This window comes from Shewanella septentrionalis (assembly GCF_025370265.1).
GTDB lineage: Bacteria > Pseudomonadota > Gammaproteobacteria > Enterobacterales > Shewanellaceae > Shewanella > Shewanella hafniensis.
Genome location: NZ_JAMTCC010000043.1, coordinates 23,186 through 41,305, shown reverse-complemented (window position 1 = coordinate 41,305; position 18,120 = coordinate 23,186). Strand labels below are relative to the sequence as shown.

Here is an 18,120-nt window from a genome sequence, read left to right as displayed (position 1 = left end):
GCGCTTTTTTTAGTAGTTAGTCATCAAGTTGAGATAATTGCCTCGCAAACTTAAGCCGCTGAATCATCCCCTGTGAAGTTAAAAAAGTGTGAACACTTGCTGAAAATATAAAATAGTGCAGTTCTAAGCACTTTAAATCATTAAAACTGTACTTTAGTGAGAATAAATTCTTTATATGTGAATTAAAATGCAATACCATACGCGAAAGTTAGCGATTCATTCCTGGCATGTCATAGTGACGCTGCCAGCTCAAAAATGAGGTGTAAATAACGCGTGCGTACCACTGAACTGGTTGATGGATTTCGTCACTCTGCCCCCTATGTTAATGCTCACAGAGGTAAAACTTTTGTGGTCATGCTGGGTGGTGAAGCTTTGGCTCAGAATCACTTCCGCGCCATCTTAAATGATGTCGCCCTGCTGCACAGTTTAGGGATTAAAGTGGTGTTGGTGTATGGCGCTAGGCCGCAGATTGATGCTGCATTAGCCGTCAATGGTATCGAACCTGCCTACCACGAAGGCGTGCGTATTACGGATGAAGACTCGCTCAAAGTGATCAAGCAAGTTGCGGGTGCACTGCAATTTGATATCACAGCGCGTTTATCCATGAGCTTAAGCAATACGCCGATGCAAGGCGCTCAAATTAACTTAGTGAGCGGAAACTTTGTGATTGCTCAACCTCTTGGTGTCGACAATGGTGTGGATTTTTGCCTGAGTGGCAAAGTGCGTCGTATCGATGTGCAAGGCTTAAAACGTCAGTTAGATAATCACTGCATCGTATTGATGGGGCCGATTGCAGCTTCTGTGACGGGTGAAAGTTTTAATCTGACCGCCGAGGAAATCGCGACCCAGGTGGCGATCAAACTCAAAGCAGATAAGATGATCGGTTTTAGCTCACAGAACGGTATTCTCGATCGCAATGGCGATGTCATTGCCGAGTTGATGCCGAACGATGCGCAAAACATCATGAACAAGCTGGCCGAGCAAGGTTCTGCCTGCATTGGCACTATGGCTTTCTTGAAAGCGAGTATTGATGCTTGCCGCAATGGTGTGCCGCGTTGTCACTTAGTTAGCTACCTCGAAGATGGCGCTTTGCTGCAGGAACTGTTTTCTCGCGAAGGGATAGGCACGCAAATCGTGACTGAGAGTGCCGAGCGTTTACGCTGTGCGTCGATCGCCGATATTGGCGGTGTACTGAACCTTATTCGTCCATTGGAGGAGCAAGGCATTCTGGTGCGTCGTAGTCGTGAGCAGCTTGAGATTGAAATTGAACAGTTCATGTTGATTGAACGTGATGGTTTAGTGATTGGTTGCGCTGCGCTTTATCCTTTTGAAGAGGACAATGCGGGCGAGTTTGCCTGTTTGGTGGTGCATCCCGATTATCGCGATGCCGACAGAGGGAGCTTACTGCTGAAGAACATTATCAATCAGGCCAGAAACCGCGGTTATTCACGCTTGTTTGCGCTGACAACACGGAGCATTCACTGGTTCCTCGAGCATGGTTTTGTGATTGAAGATGTTGAAGCACTGCCACAGAAGAAAAAGCAGTTGTATAACTATCAACGCCGCTCCAAAATTCTCGCGCTCGATCTCTAAGCCGTTCTAAATCAATCCAATCAATGCCAGCCTAGTACTCATATTAGCGCTGGCATTTTTATTGACATAATATGTCTTTGTTGGCAGATTAAGACTTCACTGCACGGGAGATACTGCCAATGAGTCCTCAATTTTTTGAACTCGCCCCTTTAACCCAAACCTCTATCTTTAGTTTTATCGTCTTATTGCTCGGTTTAGCGGGTATCTTGCTGATGTTATGGCTAAAAAATATGCCAAAGATAGCGAAGTCAGCGAGTTTAGGCATATTGCTGGTGATGATGGGCGGATTTTCTTGGGTATTTTATCAGTCTAATAGTGCCGAGTTAGTGTTAACCGATACTGAGCTTACCTTGGATGTGCCCTTCTATAAAGTGCAGTTATCCCGCGCGGATTTATTGCCCGCCGAGGCACGCATGGTCGATTTGCAACAAGAGGCAGAATTGACTCCGAGCTTTAAAACCAACGGCATAGGCATGCCGGGATTTCAATTGGGCTGGTTTAATCTACAGGGAAAAGGTAAGGCATTTTTGGCGATAACAGATAAATCGCAGTTAGTGTTAGTGCCAACGGCGAAAGGCTACAGCTTATTACTGACAGTACCGCAAGGGAGTGAGTTTTTAGCACAGTTGCAGAAGTAATCATCATATGTCATCGCTTCTGCCACTGTGTTTATCGGCGTGATAATGCTCACGCCGTTTTGCGTTTATAGGCCATATCTAAGGTAAAGATGAGCAGCGCGCTCCAGATAAAGCCGAAGGTCACACCTTTTTCGGCATCGAAGGGCTCATTAAACAGACTCACCGCGAGGATAAACATAATACTTGGGCCGATATATTGGAAAAAACCAAGCATAGACAATGGAATCCGTACTGCCGCCCCTGCAAAACACAGTAAAGGAATGGTAGTCACTATCCCAGCCGCCATTAACATCAGATTCAGTTGCCAATCGTTTGTCAGCATGCTCGCTGTTGCTGTGTCTAAGGTCGCGACGAGGTAAATTAGCGCGACCGGTAATAACACTGCGGTTTCGACCAATAAACCGGCCTTAGCATCCACATTGACCTTTTTTCGCAGCAGTGCATAGAAACCAAAGGTGCCCGCGAGTGCCAGTGAGACAATGGGAATAGAGCCAAAAGAGATTAATTGGATTAACACGCCAGCGCTGGCGAGAGCGACCGCAAACCATTGCAGTTTACGTAACCTTTCGCCTAGAAATAACATGCCAAGCAAGACGTTGAGCAAAGGGTTGATAAAGTAACCTAAGCTGGCATCGAGCATGTGATCGTTATTTACTGCCCAGATAAATAGCAGCCAGTTTCCCGCGATCAGTATGGAAGTAATGGCGAGAACCATCAGTTGCTTAGGTTGTTTAAACAGTAAGCGTAAGCGTGAAAAACCGCCAATAAATTGCATGATGATCAACATAAACACGAATGACCAAATCACCCGATGGAGCAAAATTTCGGTAGCGGAAACATGATTGAGTAATTTGAAGTATAAAGGCGCAAACCCCCACATACAGTAAGCACTGACGGCGAGTAGGATCCCTTTGCGGTATTCAAGATCTGGCATGAGACATCTTCGAAGGACAACAAGACGGCGATTGTAGGTGTGTCTGACCGCTGACTCAAGGCATCGCAGCGTTCTTTTGGTTACAGAATATCTCGATAAGAGTTTAAATGGCCGATTAGAGCCAGTAAACATCTTGCTAATCAAGATGTTCACTGGCTTTGATCTTTAATACGGTAAATGAGTTATCTGCGGTGAAACGGCTAGCCCACCATATAAGTCCCTGTTCCAAAAGCGATATGCGTGCCTTGTTCATTATGCAGTTCCATGCGGCATACAGACACTCGATTACCCGCACGAATGACACTACCCGTGCCAGTAAAGATTTGGCCACGGCCAGGTCTAAGATAATCAATGCGCATATCAATCGTCCCTAGGGTTTGCAGGCGTTGCTGCAGCTCTTCGACCGTCCAATCATCACGACTGGCGACCAGTCCTGCAAAGGCCGTGAGTCCGCCAACCACATCTAGTACTGTAGCTGTGACACCGCCGTGGAGGATTTGTTGGTGAATGTTGCCAATCAGCTCAGGCTTCATGTTAATCACCACTTCGACGCCATCAATGTCGTAACTTTTGATATCAAGTCCGAGTAGATTATGAAAAGGAACATGTTGATCAAATACTGCTGCGACTCTTCTCAAAGCTTCGGCTTGGATTGGGCTGGTCATTTTTTGGGTCCTTGTCACTGAGTGACTGCATTAGGCGTAATTGGATTTGTTATCAACACTGAGATAAACAAAGTGCGGCTTAGAGCAATTAATCTACAGTGAAGCTCACCGCGAATGCAACTCTGTCGCTAAAATGACGACACAGTTTCGGCAGTTTTTAAAGTATTTTACCCCGCGTTCGTTATTTTTGGCTTAGCCCACTAGGGTTAAAATAGCTGCAATTGTGGTGAATTGCCTCGTTTAAAGCACTTTAAATTACCGTTGAATCCTGCATTTTGAACTAGTTTGGGTATAGAATAGGCCCCCTCACTTTTGACATAGAAGATCCATGGAAAAGCTCGTACTCGACACGCATGATGATCCGCTCTCGCAACGCCTAGCACAGGTGTTTGGTTACCGTGACTTTAGGGACGGTCAGCGGGAGGTGATAGAACGTGTTTGCGGCGGGCAAGATTGCTTAGTGATCATGCCAACGGGCGGTGGTAAGAGTCTGTGCTATCAACTCCCCGCGTTGCTGATGGATGGCATTACGATTGTCGTATCTCCATTGATTTCTTTGATGAAAGATCAAGTCGATAGCTTGTTGCAAACCGGTGTTGCGGCGGCTTATCTCAATTCTTCATTGCCGCGAGAGCAGAGCGCCGAAGTATTAAGGCAGCTGCGCCACGGTGAGTTAAAACTGCTTTATGTGTCACCAGAGCGCTTATTAAGCGCTGATTTTATTGAGCGAATGCAGTCGCTCCAGCTGGCGATGTTTGCCATCGATGAGGCGCATTGTATCAGTCAATGGGGTCATGATTTTCGCCCTGAATATGCGGCGCTCGGCCAGTTAAAGCAACTCTTCCCCTATGTGCCTATGATGGCGCTGACAGCAACGGCGGATCAGGCGACTCGGCAGAGTATTTGCGAGCGACTTGGGATTGACCCTTTCCGTTTACTCTCGAGTTTCGACAGGCCTAATATTCGCTACACAGTGGCGGAAAAGCTCAATGCTGCGAATCAGTTACGGCATTTTTTAACCCAGCAAAATGGCACCAACGGGATTATTTACTGTAGTAGTCGTCGCCGTGTCGACGAAGTAGCCGATCGTTTATGTCTGCAAGGTTTTAATGCTAAGGCCTATCATGCGGGAATGACGCAGGAAGATCGTGGCGCAGTGCAGGACAGTTTCCTTAAAGATCAAATCGATATCGTTGTCGCCACTGTGGCTTTCGGTATGGGGATCAATAAATCGAATGTGCGCTTTGTGGTGCATTACGATATTCCTAAAAGTATCGAAGCCTATTATCAGGAAACGGGCCGTGCCGGCCGTGATGGGCTTGATGCCGAGGCCTTTATGTTGTTTGATCCTGCCGATATTGGCCGGGTGCGACATTTGATTGAACAGTCTGAGCCAGGGCCACAGCAGCAAGTCGAATTCCATAAACTCAATACCATGGCGGCGTTTGCCGAGGCGCAAACCTGCCGTCGCCAAGTGCTATTGCATTACTTTGATGAGAGCGCACTAGAGCCCTGTGGTAACTGCGATATTTGCCTCGATCCGCCTAAGCGTTATAACGGCACCGAAGATGCACAAAAGGTGTTGTCATGTATTTTCCGTTTAGGCCAGCGTTTTGGTATTAATCACTTAATTGAAGTGTTGCGCGGCTCGAAAGGCGCCCCGATTGTTGACCGAGGCCATGATAAACTCACGACTTGGGGGATTGGTAAAGACAAGAGCCATGAATATTGGTTGAGCGTGATCCGTCAATTGATCCATTTGGGACTGGCGAGTCAAGATGTGACGCGAGGTTCATCTATTACCTTAAACCCATCTGCACGACCTGTGCTCAAAGGTGAGGTGGCGTTAATGCTCGCCGAACCTCGTATTCAGTTAACGACCACAAAACGCAAGGTGAGCCAATCTAAGGCGCCGCTGAACTACGATCGTAAGCTATTCGCGCGACTCAAGTTACTGCGAAGAACCATAGCTGAGCAGCAGGATGTGCCGCCTTATTTAGTGTTTAACGATGCAACGCTGGCGGAAATGGCGGCCATGATGCCGACCAGTGCAGGGGAAATGCTCGCCGTTAACGGAGTGGGCGAGCGTAAACTGAGTCGTTTCGGCGACGCTTTTCTCGATGAAATCGCGGCTTATTTAGCGGGAGAATAATGGTTTGGATTATTCTCACTGATTTTAACCTTGCCCAATTGATTGATACTGGCGCGCTTAATTAAAGACTCTAACGTATCAAAGTGTTGCATTGCCGCGATACCAATATTGACCTTGCTTGACCCCTGCCAAGGCTGAATACAGGCCACTAATTGATTGACTACTTTTTTAGCACCAGCTGCAGAGGTGTGCGGTAGGATAATCACAATTTCATCCATCGAATATCGGATTAACTTATCTTGCTCACGCAGTCTGTGTTGTAGCTCATCCTGCAGAGGCGGCAAGTCAACTTGCCGTATTTGACTCGCATTAAAAAGTAATAAAGACAGCGGGTAATTACCTTGTTTGGCGCTGTTTAAGGCCGATGTGACTTGTTGGAGCAGAGTTTCCGCAGGCTCCTCACCTTCGATACGGGGCGCGCGATTATTTTGCTTATCAATCAAATACCAAATAGCACCGCCGAGTAACGTCATTGCAATTAAGAACAGAGTGCTATAGGCCCAATCTAGATTTAACTCTTGGAGGATCGATGCCTTTTCTGGCGCAGGACTACTCTGATCCTGCTGCAGATCTTGCTGATTTAGGCGGGCTTTAAATTGCAATATTCGTGCAGTGTTCATCCCTTGATTGGCGAGTTCGGCAGCTCGATAACGTTTAAGTAAGAAAGAATAGGCCTGCTTAAAATCCCCTTGTTCTAAGTAGTGATCGCTCATGATCCCGTAAAATCCTTTGAGATCAGAATACTGTTTTAGATTTTCAGCTTGCTCAATGGCGTGATTCATTAAGGTTAAGGCTGCATCGTCTTGATGTTGGGCAAAGCGTATTTGGGCCAGTAGGCGGGTCGAGCGCATCATCGCCAATTGCTGATTGTGTTTCTTAAAGGTATTGATGGCGATAGAAAGGTATTCTTCTGCTGCGTCGATTCGGCCTTTATCGAGCGAGATTGATGCCAAAATGGCATAGCTGTAGGCAAGCTCTAGTGGCGAACCGAGTTCAGGCAGTAGTGCCTTTGCTTGTTTTTCGAGTTGGTCACTGTAATCGAATTCTTGATTATCGAGCGCTATTCTTGCCGCATTTCGTAGAATGATGTGTAACACTTTACCCTTGGCATCCGGGCTCTGTATTCCTAAGTTGGTGTAATACATGGCCTGGGGGAAATCATGGGTTGCGTAGAGTAAATTGCCCATGGCCGCATAAATATAGGCTTGTGGAGGCCAAACCCAATTTGGGGTTTGAGTATGAATATCTGGATAAATATCGATGGCCAGACGTAAATCCTCGATGGCAGAGGAGAAGTTATCTGTGTCGGTATCGAGTTGACCACGTAAACGTAAGGCATCGACTAGGGCTTGAGGCTGTTGGTAACGTCGCGCTAAGGTAATAGCGGAATCCAGCAAGAGCAGCGCATTTTGAATATTGTTGTAGTTGAGGTTGGCGTCGGCTTGGCAAATCAAAAAATAGGGGCGAACCTGATCGAGCTTAAGCTGTTTAGCATTGGCCTCGCCTAGCTGTGCCACGTTGATTGCAGCTTCGTTCTCACCCAGTTGCAGCAGATTTTGGCATTTCAACACGCTCAATCTGAGTCGATTAATGTCAGAAGTTGCGCGGGTGGTAAATTGTTTTTCTAAAGCAGTGATTTGAGTCAGGGCTTTACTGGGATATTGGTAGACGAGTTCTGTGAGCTCATCTAACTGGTCTATAGCACTGGCCCCAAAGGAGAACAGCCATAACAATAGGCCCAGTACTAAGACGCGAAAATCCATTTTGTGCTCCATAAAATGCGTAAGCTCTAATATCCGTAATCACTAAGGCGGGATTATAACTTTACTTAATCATTTTTTGCATAAAAAACTATTTTTTTCTAAGAGAAATAAGTTAACACATCCCAGTGATTTCTGAATCCAAACAGCGGGTTAATTCTGTGGGGTCGATCACTAATTTGGCGATAAAACTCACATTTATTGACCTTAAGACGGGGCGGAACAGTGGAATATGAAAAAATTAGGGTTGACACTCTTGGCTAGGCAAGTTAAATATTAACCGTCCTAGATTATTTGAACAGAATAAATATTTAAATAAAATGAATAGAATTAGCAGCAAACTCGACCTCCTCCTCTCTCTCCTCGCGGTTTATACGCGGAGGTCTTAGTGTTGCACGCTCGATAAATAGGCAAAGCATTCACAAACCCCGCACCAATGTTGCGGGGTTTTTTGTATCTGAATACGGCAAAAGTTAAATAATGAACGGTGACGTTCCATGGAGAAGCGAGATGTCTAACAGAGTAATTATATTTGATACGACCTTACGTGATGGTGAGCAGGCGTTAGCCGCAAGCCTTTCGGTCAAAGAAAAGTTACAGATCGCCATGGCGCTGGAACGTCTAGGTGTTGATGTGATGGAAGTGGGTTTTCCTGTCTCATCACCCGGTGATTTTGAGTCGGTGCAAACCATAGCGCGCACCATCAAAAATAGCCGCGTTTGTGCGTTATCCCGTGCACTTGAAAAGGACATAGATGCCGCGGCGCAGGCCTTGTCTGTTGCAGATCAGTTCCGTATCCATACGTTTATCTCGACATCGACGATTCACGTTGAGAGCAAGTTGAAGCGTTCTTTCGATCAAGTGTTAGAGATGGCCGTAGGCGCCGTGAAATACGCCCGCCGCTTTACCGACGACGTGGAGTTTTCCTGTGAGGATGCGGGACGTACGCCAATCGACAATCTGTGTCGCATGGTGGAGGCCGCCATTCTTGCTGGCGCGCGTACCATTAACATTCCCGATACGGTCGGTTACACAGTGCCAAGCGAGTTTGGCAATATTATCCAAACCCTGTTTAACCGTGTGCCGAATATCGACCAAGCGGTGATCTCAGTGCATTGCCATGATGACTTAGGTTTATCTGTGGCTAACTCAATTACCGCTGTACAGCACGGTGCGCGTCAAATTGAATGTACCATCAATGGCATAGGTGAGCGTGCGGGTAACTGTTCATTGGAAGAGATCGCGATGATCTTAGCGACGCGTAAGGGCATGTTAGGGCTAGAAACCGGCATTAATGCCAAAGAAATTCACCGTACTTCTAATTTAGTCAGCCAGTTATGCAATATGCCAGTGCAGGCGAACAAGGCGATTGTCGGTGCCAATGCGTTCACCCATTCGTCGGGTATCCATCAGGATGGCATGCTGAAAGCGCAAAATACCTATGAAATCATGACCCCAGAAAGCATAGGTTTGAATCGCAACAATTTGAATATGACTTCGCGCTCTGGTCGCCATGTGATCAAGCATCGCATGGAAGAAATGGGCTATAGCGAGCACGATTACAATATGGATACTCTGTATGAAGAGTTTCTGAAATTGGCAGATAAAAAAGGCCAAGTATTTGATTATGATTTAGAAGCCTTGGCCTTTATGGAAGCGCAGGCCGAAGAAGATAATCACTATCAATTGCAGCAATTAGTGGTGCAGTCTGACTCTACCGAAGGTGTTGCTACGGCGACTGTGCGTATCGAAGTGGGCGGCGAAATTAAAACTGAAGCCGCAACGGGCAATGGTCCCGTTGATGCCGCCTATAACGCCATTGCCCGTGCAACTGATCGTCGTATCGACATCATCAGCTACAAGTTAGGCGCTAAGGGCGTAGGCCAAAATGCCTTAGGTCAAGTGGACATTACCGCCGTTTACCACGAGCAAAACTTCCACGGGGTAGGTTTAGCGACTGATGTCGTTGAAGCCTCGGCGCGTGCTTTAGTGCATGTGATGAACTTAACGTGCCGCGCAGACAAGGTCGCCGATTACAAACAAAGCATGCAAAAGAATCGAGAGCTAGGCGGCGTCTAGTCGCTAAAAGCATCCAAAGAATAGCAAGGTCGAGCATAAAGCATTCACATTTAAAGGAGTTGGCTGGCGTATGAGTTATCAAGTAGCAGTATTAGCAGGGGACGGGATCGGCCCAGAAGTGATGGCAGAGGCGCGTAAAGTGCTACGTGAAGTGGAAGCGCGATTCGATTTGAATATCGAATATACGCAATACGATGTCGGCGGTATTGCCATCGATAACCACGGTTGTCCACTACCCGATGCCACGCTAAAAGGGTGCGAAGCGGCCGATGCGATCCTGTTTGGCTCAGTCGGCGGCCCTAAGTGGGAAAAGTTACCGCCAAATGAACAACCTGAGCGCGGCGCGCTATTGCCGCTGCGTGGTCACTTCGAACTGTTTTGTAATCTACGCCCAGCTAAATTGCATGATGGCTTAGAACATATGTCACCGCTGCGTAGCGATATTTCCGCCCGTGGCTTTGATGTTTTATGTGTACGCGAGCTAACCGGCGGCATTTATTTTGGTAAGCCAAAGGGCCGTCAAGGCGAAGGCGAAAATGAAGAAGCTTTCGATACCATGCGTTATAGCCGCCGTGAAATTAGCCGTATCGCCCGCATCGCCTTCGAAGCCGCCCGTGGTCGCCGTAAAAAAGTGACCTCAGTGGATAAAGCCAATGTGCTCGCCTGTTCAGTGTTATGGCGCCAAGTGGTTGAAGAAGTGGCGGTGGACTTCCCCGATGTCGAGCTTGAACACATCTATATCGATAATGCGACCATGCAGTTGCTACGTCGTCCCGATGAGTTCGATGTGATGCTATGTTCTAACCTGTTTGGCGACATTTTATCCGATGAAATCGCGATGTTAACGGGCTCTATGGGCTTGTTGTCATCGGCGAGCATGAACAGCACTGGCTTTGGTTTATTCGAACCAGCGGGTGGCAGTGCGCCGGATATCGCGGGCAAAGGCATTGCAAACCCTATCGCCCAAATTCTGTCAGCAGCATTAATGTTGCGTCATAGCTTGAAACAAGAAGAAGCGGCGAGTGCGATTGAGCGCGCCGTGAGCAAAGCCTTGAACTCTGGCTATTTAACCGGCGAGCTGTTGAGCAGCGACAAGCGTAGTGAAGCGAAATCGACGGCAGAAATGGGTGACTTTATCGCCAATGCTATAAAGGAAGGTGTGTAATGACGAACGCAAAGACCTTGTACCAAAAAGTATGGGATGCACATATCGTTGCAGCTCCCGAGGGTGAGGCGCCGGTTATTTATGTCGACAGACATTTAGTCCATGAAGTGACGTCACCTCAAGCATTCAGCGGTTTGAAGGTCGCGGGTCGCAAACTGCGCGCGCCGGAAAAAACCTTTGCCACTATGGATCACAACACTTCAACCCGCAGCGCTAGCTTAGATGCTTTAAGTCCGATGGCGCGCACTCAGGTAGAAACCCTAGCGCAAAACTGTAAAGACTTTGGCGTGCGTTTATACGACATTCATCATCCTAATCAAGGGATTGTGCATGTGATGGGGCCCGAACTTGGCATTACCTTGCCCGGTACTGTGATTGTCTGTGGCGATTCCCATACCGCGACCCATGGCGCCTTTGGGGCATTGGCGTTTGGGATTGGTACATCTGAAGTTGAGCACGTGTTAGCAACGCAAACCCTGCGTCAGTTAAAAGCTAAGACTATGAAGATTGAAGTGCGTGGTCATGTCACCGATGGCGTGACCGCCAAAGATATCGTACTCGCCATTATCGGCAAAATCGGCATGGATGGTGGTACTGGATACGTGGTGGAGTTCTGCGGTGAGGCGATTGAAGCCCTGTCGATGGAAGGGCGCATGACAGTGTGCAACATGGCGATTGAGATGGGCGCTAAGGCGGGCATGGTCGCGCCAGATCAAACCACTTTCGATTATTTAGCTGGCCGTGAATTTGCGCCAAAGGGCGAAGATTGGGCAGAGGCTGTCGCTTACTGGAAAGCCATTAAAACCGATGACGGCGCGGTGTTTGATGCTGTCGTTGAGTTAGATGCCGCCGACATTGCGCCGCAATTGACCTGGGGCACTAACCCAGGACAAGTAGTTGCGATTGATGGCAAAGTGCCTAATCCTATTGATGAAGCCAACCCAAGCACCCGAGCTAGTATGGAAAAGGCTTTAGAATACATTGGCCTGAGTGCGGGCACACCGATGACAGATATCAGTATCAATAAGGTGTTTATCGGTTCTTGTACTAACTCACGGATTGAAGATTTACGCAGCGCCGCCGTACATGCCAAAGGACGTAAAGTCGCGAGTGGCGTCACCGCCATTGTCGTTCCAGGTTCTGGCCAAGTGAAAGCCCAAGCTGAAGCCGAGGGCTTAGATAAAATCTTTATCGAAGCAGGGTTTGAGTGGCGTTTACCGGGTTGTTCTATGTGTTTAGCGATGAATGACGACAGATTAGAAGCGGGCGATCGCTGCGCCTCGACCAGTAATCGTAACTTCGAAGGTCGCCAAGGTCGCGGCAGTCGTACCCATTTGGTGAGTCCAGCAATGGCCGCAGCTGCTGCGGTGGCAGGGCATTTTGTCGATATTCGTAAACCTTACTAATTACCGTAAACCCAAGAGGAGAAGTTAATGCAACCTTTTACAACCCATAGCGGGCTTGCGGTCATGATAGACAGCACCAATATCGATACGGATCAGATCATTCCGAAACAGTTTTTGTCTAAGGTGACGCGCGATGGTTTTGGTGTGCACTTATTCCACGACTGGCGTTATTTAGATGATGCGGGCGATGTGCCAAATCCTGAGTTTTCATTGAATCAAAGCCGCTATAAAGGCGCGTCGATTCTGTTGGCGCAGGAAAACTTTGGTTGTGGTTCAAGCCGCGAACATGCGCCTTGGGCGCTGGCGGACTTTGGCCTACGTGCGATTATTGCGCCGAGTTTTGCTGACATTTTTTACGGTAACTCAATCAATAATGGCCTATTGCCTGTGGCGTTAACCCATGCAGAGGTGCGTCAGTTGATGGATGAAGTGGCCGCAGAAGAAGGCGCACAAATCACAGTCGAGCTCACAAGCTGCAAAGTCATTGCTCCGTCGGGGGCAGAGTTTAGTTTTACGCTGGCTGAGTCGGCGAGACATAAGCTACTCAATGGGTTAGATGCTATTGGGCTGACCTTGTCCCATGCTGCGCAAATCAGTCAGTACGAAACTCAAATCCAAGGTTGGCGCTGCTAAACTTTCAGCGCACATTTGTACTGGTGTTGAGTCCATATTTAAGCGCCTAGGTTAGCACCTAGGCGCTTTTGTTTTAAATCATCATCCATAAAAAGTTTAACTTATTGTATTTTAAATAATAAATTTTCACTGCTGGTTGTGCGCCATAGAATTTCTGAATCGATAGTGATTTATGCTGAATTTGTTACATCAGAATGATTTACACGTGTTTATGCTATTTTTGATTTTATTGTATTGTTTATTCTGGTTATTTTTGTGATTTTACTATTTTGAGTTAATCAGCGTGGCGAATAATAACTGGGCGTATCTAGGCTGAGTTTTGTTTAAATGGTGATATTGGTCACTAAATCTGTTTTAAAGTCGTGATTGTCTAGAGTTTTTGTCTGTTTTATCTCCTTTGGTTGCAAACATCTTCTGCATAAGTAAACTGCTGCGCATTCAATCTGGAGTCTTTGCTCTATTTTGCCTGAACGCCGCAGTACTCATTTGAGTAGTACAGATAACAATAATATGATTAGAGAATAATGATGCAAAAACGTCTTCTGACTTTGGCTGTCACTGCAGCCTTGTTAAGTTCAACGACTCAACTCCATGCCGCTGGTTTTCAATTAGCCGAATATTCTGCCACTGGGTTAGGCCGTGCTTTTGCGGGTGAAGCGGCTATGGCGGATAACGCTTCGGCTCAAGGTCGAAATCCAGCCATGCTGACTTACCTTGAAGGTCGTCAGCTCTCTGCGGGTGGCATTTATGTGATGCCAAATGTCGATGTGACTGGTGATGTCAGCCTTAGCTCGCCGTTGCTTGGCCCTGAACCCGTTAAAATGAAAGGCGGCGATGCACTCGATGTGGCCGATGATGCACTGGTACCTAACTTTTACTACTCGAATCAGCTAAATGATCAATGGACTTGGGGCCTAGCGGTAAACTCTAACTATGGTCTAGCCACCGAATTACCTGCGACCCACGCCGCGGCCATTTTTGGTAATAAGACTTCGGTTACCACAGTTGAGTTTAATCCAAACATCGCTTATCGCATCAATGACGCTGTCAGCGTCGGTGCTGGTGTACGTATTGTTTATGGTGAGGGCGAAATTGGTGCCTCATTACCCGGTTGGGTCGATGGTATCAAGCCTGCTCTGCCGGCTCCAGTGCAGGCTGTGTTGCCACCAGGTGGTACTGAGCTTAAGAGCATGAAGGGTGATGATATCGGTTACGGCTGGCAGTTAGGTGCAAGCTGGCAGATTAATCCCGCTCACCGTTTAGGTTTTGCGTATCACAGTGGCGTTAAATTAGAGCTAGATGGTCATGCTTCAGGTGTGATTTATACCGGCGGCCAAGATGTATCTATCGAAGGGTATTTACCACTTGAATTGCCTGCTTTTGCAGAAATTGCTTCCCATCACCAATTGACCGATAACTGGGCCATGCACGCGAGTGTGAACTGGACCGATTGGAGTGTATTCGATCAACTGGTGGCGTATTTCCCTGGCGAGGTTAAACCTAAGGGCGGTTTAGAGTCTGATTTAGTTAAAGAAGAACACTTCGAAGATAACTGGCGCTTCGCGCTGGGAACCACTTACCAAGTCAATAATGCTTGGTTAGTGCGTGCCGGTGTGGCGCTAGATAAAACGGCGGCGCAGGACGAGTGGCGCACAACCACAATTCCAGACTCTGACCGTCTGTGGTTCTCTGTGGGCGCCGGTTATCAGGCAACTAAGAATCTGAACGTTGATTTTGCTGTAACCTATATCAAAGCAACAGGCGATGCGCCCATCAACGAGCAACAAAATCTATTGAATCTAGCGACGGTTAACTTTAACGGCGAAGCAAGCGGCGATGTGTGGCTTGCGGGTATCCAGATGAGCTATACGATGTAAGTTCTACGTAGTTTAATCAAGCCCTGAATCTTCAGGGCTTTTTTGTTTTATTCTTGAGGTGGTTTTGGATCTTCAGGCTCATGGGTTCGATGGATACCTAAACTGCCGAGCACATATTTTTCATAGATGGGCTCACTCGTTCCGTGGCGAACTTTGTAGAGGAAATATTTCTCAAAGGCAATTTTGGCGACATGTACCCATTTACCCATGGAGGTCCAGTTAGCATTGCGCGGTGGATTTTGGGGTAAAGCGACAAATGCGGCGCCTTTGTCGCCCATATCGGCCAGACAAATCGCATTGAGTGTGGGTTTAGTGTTGGGAGACTCGCCTTTTAAGCTGGCGAGAATATTATCCACAATTGCAGTGGTCATGGATTCGATCATAAAGCCAGTCTTAGGCACACCAATAGGAACGGGAGTTTTTTCCAGTGGCGGCAGCGCCACACAGACACCTGCGGCGTAGATCTCGGGATAACGTGGTGAGCGTTGATAGCTATCGGTCAACACAAAGCCCTTTTCATTACAGAGTTCGGGCACGGCTGCAATCGCTGCGCTGCCCTTGAAAGGCGGCAGAAACATGGCGAGCGAGAAAGGTAGCTCATGTTGAAACTCAACTTCACCTCTTCTATCTAGTTCATCCACATAGGCCATGCCTGGCTCGAAGTGAGTGGTTTTTGCATTGCAAATCCATTTGATACTTCGCTCTCTAAACTCATGTTCCATTAAGGACTTAGAATCACCAACGCCACCTAATCCCATATGGCCAACATAGGGTTCGCTAGTGACAAAAGTGATGGGAACATGCTGGCGAATTTTATGTTTTCTCAATAAGTGTTCGAGTGATAACACATATTCGTAGGCGGGCCCGAAGCAACTGGCTCCTTGTAATGCGCCAACTACGACGGGGCCGGGTGAGGCGAGTAGTTGCTGAAAACACGCATAGGCTTTTTCCGCATGATCTAACGTACAGATAGATTGAGTGAAACCTTCGGGACCCGCACCAGGCACATTCTCGAAGGCGAGTTTGGGGCCTGAGCAGATCACAAGATAGTCATAGTGATCGGTGCTGCCGTTGCCTAGAGTGAGCTGACGCTTAATAGGATCGATATAGGTAACGCCTTCACCCGAGTAACTGATCTTGCGCTTATTCAAGTAAGCGCCTATCGGTAGGCTAATTTCATCACGTGTTCGCTCCCCCAAGGCAATCCAAGGATTGGATGGAACAAACTGAAAATAGTCTCCTTCACTGATCACTCCTACTTCGCAGTCGGCCGGAAGTCGTTGCTTAAGTTCAAATGCGGCGGAAACGCCACCCAGTCCTGCACCTATCACTATCACTCTTTTCATCATGCATTCCTTCAAACAGATTAAATCATCAATGCGTCGACCTCGGTGTTGGCATTCACTGAATTTCTATCAATTAGATTTTTCTAATTATATGTAAGCGTAGGCCGTCTTTAGTTGTTTGCAACTCTATTTGTATGCTTTCTATGATTTATTTGAATTAGCCCACGCTAGGGCAACGTCGCTGTTGGGCTGGTCATAGGGCGTTATTGCGAATATATTCAGTATCCACAATTATTTTTTAAGTCCGTAGTTGTGGTGATAGAGCAAAACTCGTGGGCATTCAGAGTGTTACTCGGAATAGAAATAGGATAGGAAAGCGTGCAGAAAAAATACGTGGTGGCCTTAGATCAAGGCACGACCAGCTCAAGGGCGATAGTGTTCGATCACGACGCAAACATTGTCAGCGTGTCCCAGCGGGAATTCACCCAGTTGTATCCAAATCCGGGTTGGGTCGAGCATGATCCCATGGAGATCTGGGCAAGCCAAAGTTCAGTATTAATTGAAGTGCTGGCGCGCGCGGGGATCCACAGCGATCAAGTGGCCGCGATTGGCATTACCAATCAGCGGGAAACTACTGTAATTTGGGAGAAATCCACAGGCAAACCTATCTATAACGCGATTGTGTGGCAGTGCCGTCGCAGCTCTGAAATTTGTGAGCAACTCAAAGCCCAAGGGCTAGAAGAGTATGTGCGTGAAAACACGGGCCTATTACTTGACCCTTATTTTTCAGGCACTAAGATCAAGTGGATTCTAGATAATGTGCCCAATGCCCGTGCGCAAGCTGAACGCGGTGAGTTGTTGTTCGGCACTATCGATACTTGGCTAGTGTGGAAGTTAACCGAGGGCAAAGTGCATGTCACCGATCCCACCAATGCCGCCCGTACTCTGCTGTTTAATATCCATAGCCTGACTTGGGATAACAAGTTACTTGAAGCTTTAGACATTCCCTTGTCGATGTTGCCAGAAGTTAAGCCTTCCTGCAGCGTGTATGGCACTACGCGGATTGCCGGTGAAGGCAGTGAAATCCAAGTCGCGGGGATGGCGGGCGACCAACAAGCGGCGCTTTTTGGCCAGCTGTGTGTCGAGCCCGGCATGGCGAAGAATACCTATGGCACTGGTTGTTTTTTATTGATGAATACCGGGACCAAAGCGGTGCGCTCTAACCATGGGTTACTGACCACCGTTGCCGTGGGACCGAAGGGCGAAGTGAACTATGCCCTCGAAGGTTCAGTCTTCATGGGTGGCGCGACTATTCAATGGCTGCGGGATGAACTGGGGCTTATTCGTGACGCCAGTGATACTGAGTATTTTGCCTCTAAGGTTGCAGATACCAATGGCGTATATCTGGTGCCAGCCTTTGTGGGACTCGGGGCGCCCTATTGGGATCCCAATGCCCGTGGCGCACTCTTTGGTTTAACCCGTGGCGCCAACCGTAATCATATTATTCGGGCGGCGTTAGAATCTATCGCTTATCAGAGTAAAGATTTACTCGATGCTATGACTAAAGACAGTGGCGTTAGCCTTAAGCGTTTGAAGGTCGATGGCGGCGCGGTCGCCAATGATTTTTTGATGCAGTTTCAAGCCGATATCACCGATGTCGAAGTATTAAGGCCGAGTGTTTGTGAGACAACGGCTTTGGGCGCGGCATTTTTAGCTGGGCTGGCAGTGGGCTTTTGGGAGAGTGTCATTGAGCTTGAACATAAGGCTTGTATCGATAAGCATTTTATCCCCAATATTGATGCCGAGACTCGGGTGCGGTTATACGCAGGTTGGCAGGATGCCGTCGCCAGAACTCGCGCCTAAGCTATTCGACTTAAGCTACTCAATTTGAGTTCTTTGACTTGAGGCATGCTTAAATTTGATATTGAGTTG

13 protein-coding genes are annotated in these 18,120 nt (G+C 47.7%); 9 read left to right on the top strand and 4 right to left on the bottom strand.

What is annotated here, in order from left to right; genetic code table 11:
- Positions 1 to 273 precede the first annotated feature (273 nt).
- Entirely contained in the window at positions 274 to 1,593 is a 1,320-nt protein-coding gene (gene argA / locus NE536_RS19390) for an amino-acid N-acetyltransferase (protein WP_106648335.1), read from the top strand.
- A gap of 119 nt (positions 1,594 to 1,712) precedes the next feature.
- Positions 1,713 to 2,231: a PH domain-containing protein gene (locus NE536_RS19385; protein WP_261273715.1), complete on the top strand. Its 519-nt coding sequence runs from the start codon at positions 1,713 to 1,715 to the stop codon at positions 2,229 to 2,231.
- A 49-nt stretch (positions 2,232 to 2,280) separates the two neighbouring features.
- On the opposite strand, the gene rarD is transcribed toward NE536_RS19385, so the two are convergent.
- On the bottom strand, positions 2,281 to 3,165 hold the full coding sequence (rarD, locus tag NE536_RS19380) for an EamA family transporter RarD (protein WP_261273714.1): 885 nt from the start codon (positions 3,163 to 3,165) through the stop codon (positions 2,281 to 2,283).
- 200 nt (positions 3,166 to 3,365) lie between these two features.
- Positions 3,366 to 3,830, bottom strand: a complete 465-nt coding sequence (locus NE536_RS19375; RefSeq protein WP_261273713.1) for a thioesterase family protein — start codon at positions 3,828 to 3,830, stop codon at positions 3,366 to 3,368.
- A gap of 328 nt (positions 3,831 to 4,158) precedes the next feature.
- Here NE536_RS19375 and recQ point away from each other — a divergent pair, with 328 nt between their 5' ends.
- The gene (gene recQ, locus NE536_RS19370; RefSeq protein ID WP_012586599.1) at positions 4,159 to 5,982 is read left to right on the top strand and encodes a DNA helicase RecQ; all 1,824 of its coding nucleotides are present in this window, start codon (positions 4,159 to 4,161) and stop codon (positions 5,980 to 5,982) included.
- On the opposite strand, the gene NE536_RS19365 is transcribed toward recQ, so the two are convergent.
- Positions 5,964 to 7,745: a diguanylate cyclase domain-containing protein gene (locus NE536_RS19365; RefSeq protein WP_261273712.1), complete on the bottom strand. Its 1,782-nt coding sequence runs from the start codon at positions 7,743 to 7,745 to the stop codon at positions 5,964 to 5,966. The two genes, recQ and NE536_RS19365, sit on opposite strands and share 19 nt — an antisense overlap.
- A 507-nt stretch (positions 7,746 to 8,252) precedes the next feature.
- Here NE536_RS19365 and leuA point away from each other — a divergent pair.
- From leuA to NE536_RS19340, 5 genes are all read left to right on the top strand, one after another.
- A complete protein-coding gene (gene leuA / locus NE536_RS19360; protein ID WP_011787768.1) occupies positions 8,253 to 9,821 on the top strand; it encodes a 2-isopropylmalate synthase in 1,569 nt (522 codons plus the stop codon).
- Positions 9,822 to 9,891: 70 nt separating this feature from the next.
- The gene (gene leuB, locus NE536_RS19355; protein WP_261273711.1) at positions 9,892 to 10,986 is read left to right on the top strand and encodes a 3-isopropylmalate dehydrogenase; all 1,095 of its coding nucleotides are present in this window, start codon (positions 9,892 to 9,894) and stop codon (positions 10,984 to 10,986) included.
- Entirely contained in the window at positions 10,986 to 12,392 is a 1,407-nt protein-coding gene (gene leuC / locus NE536_RS19350; RefSeq protein WP_261273710.1) for a 3-isopropylmalate dehydratase large subunit, read from the top strand. The genes leuB and leuC overlap by 1 nt, the downstream gene beginning before the upstream one ends.
- Before the next feature lie 27 nt (positions 12,393 to 12,419).
- A complete protein-coding gene (leuD, locus tag NE536_RS19345; protein ID WP_261273709.1) occupies positions 12,420 to 13,025 on the top strand; it encodes a 3-isopropylmalate dehydratase small subunit in 606 nt (201 codons plus the stop codon).
- Between the two features lie 527 nt (positions 13,026 to 13,552).
- Complete coding sequence (locus NE536_RS19340; protein WP_261273708.1) at positions 13,553 to 14,902, top strand: outer membrane protein transport protein; 1,350 nt, start codon at positions 13,553 to 13,555, stop codon at positions 14,900 to 14,902.
- A gap of 47 nt (positions 14,903 to 14,949) precedes the next feature.
- Here the strand turns inward: NE536_RS19340 and NE536_RS19335 are convergent, their stop codons facing one another.
- Entirely contained in the window at positions 14,950 to 16,248 is a 1,299-nt protein-coding gene (locus NE536_RS19335) for an NAD(P)/FAD-dependent oxidoreductase (protein ID WP_261273707.1), read from the bottom strand.
- Between the two features lie 318 nt (positions 16,249 to 16,566).
- Between NE536_RS19335 and glpK the strand changes: the two genes are divergently transcribed.
- On the top strand, positions 16,567 to 18,051 hold the full coding sequence (gene glpK, locus NE536_RS19330; protein ID WP_261273706.1) for a glycerol kinase GlpK: 1,485 nt from the start codon (positions 16,567 to 16,569) through the stop codon (positions 18,049 to 18,051).
- Positions 18,052 to 18,120: the final 69 nt, after the last annotated feature.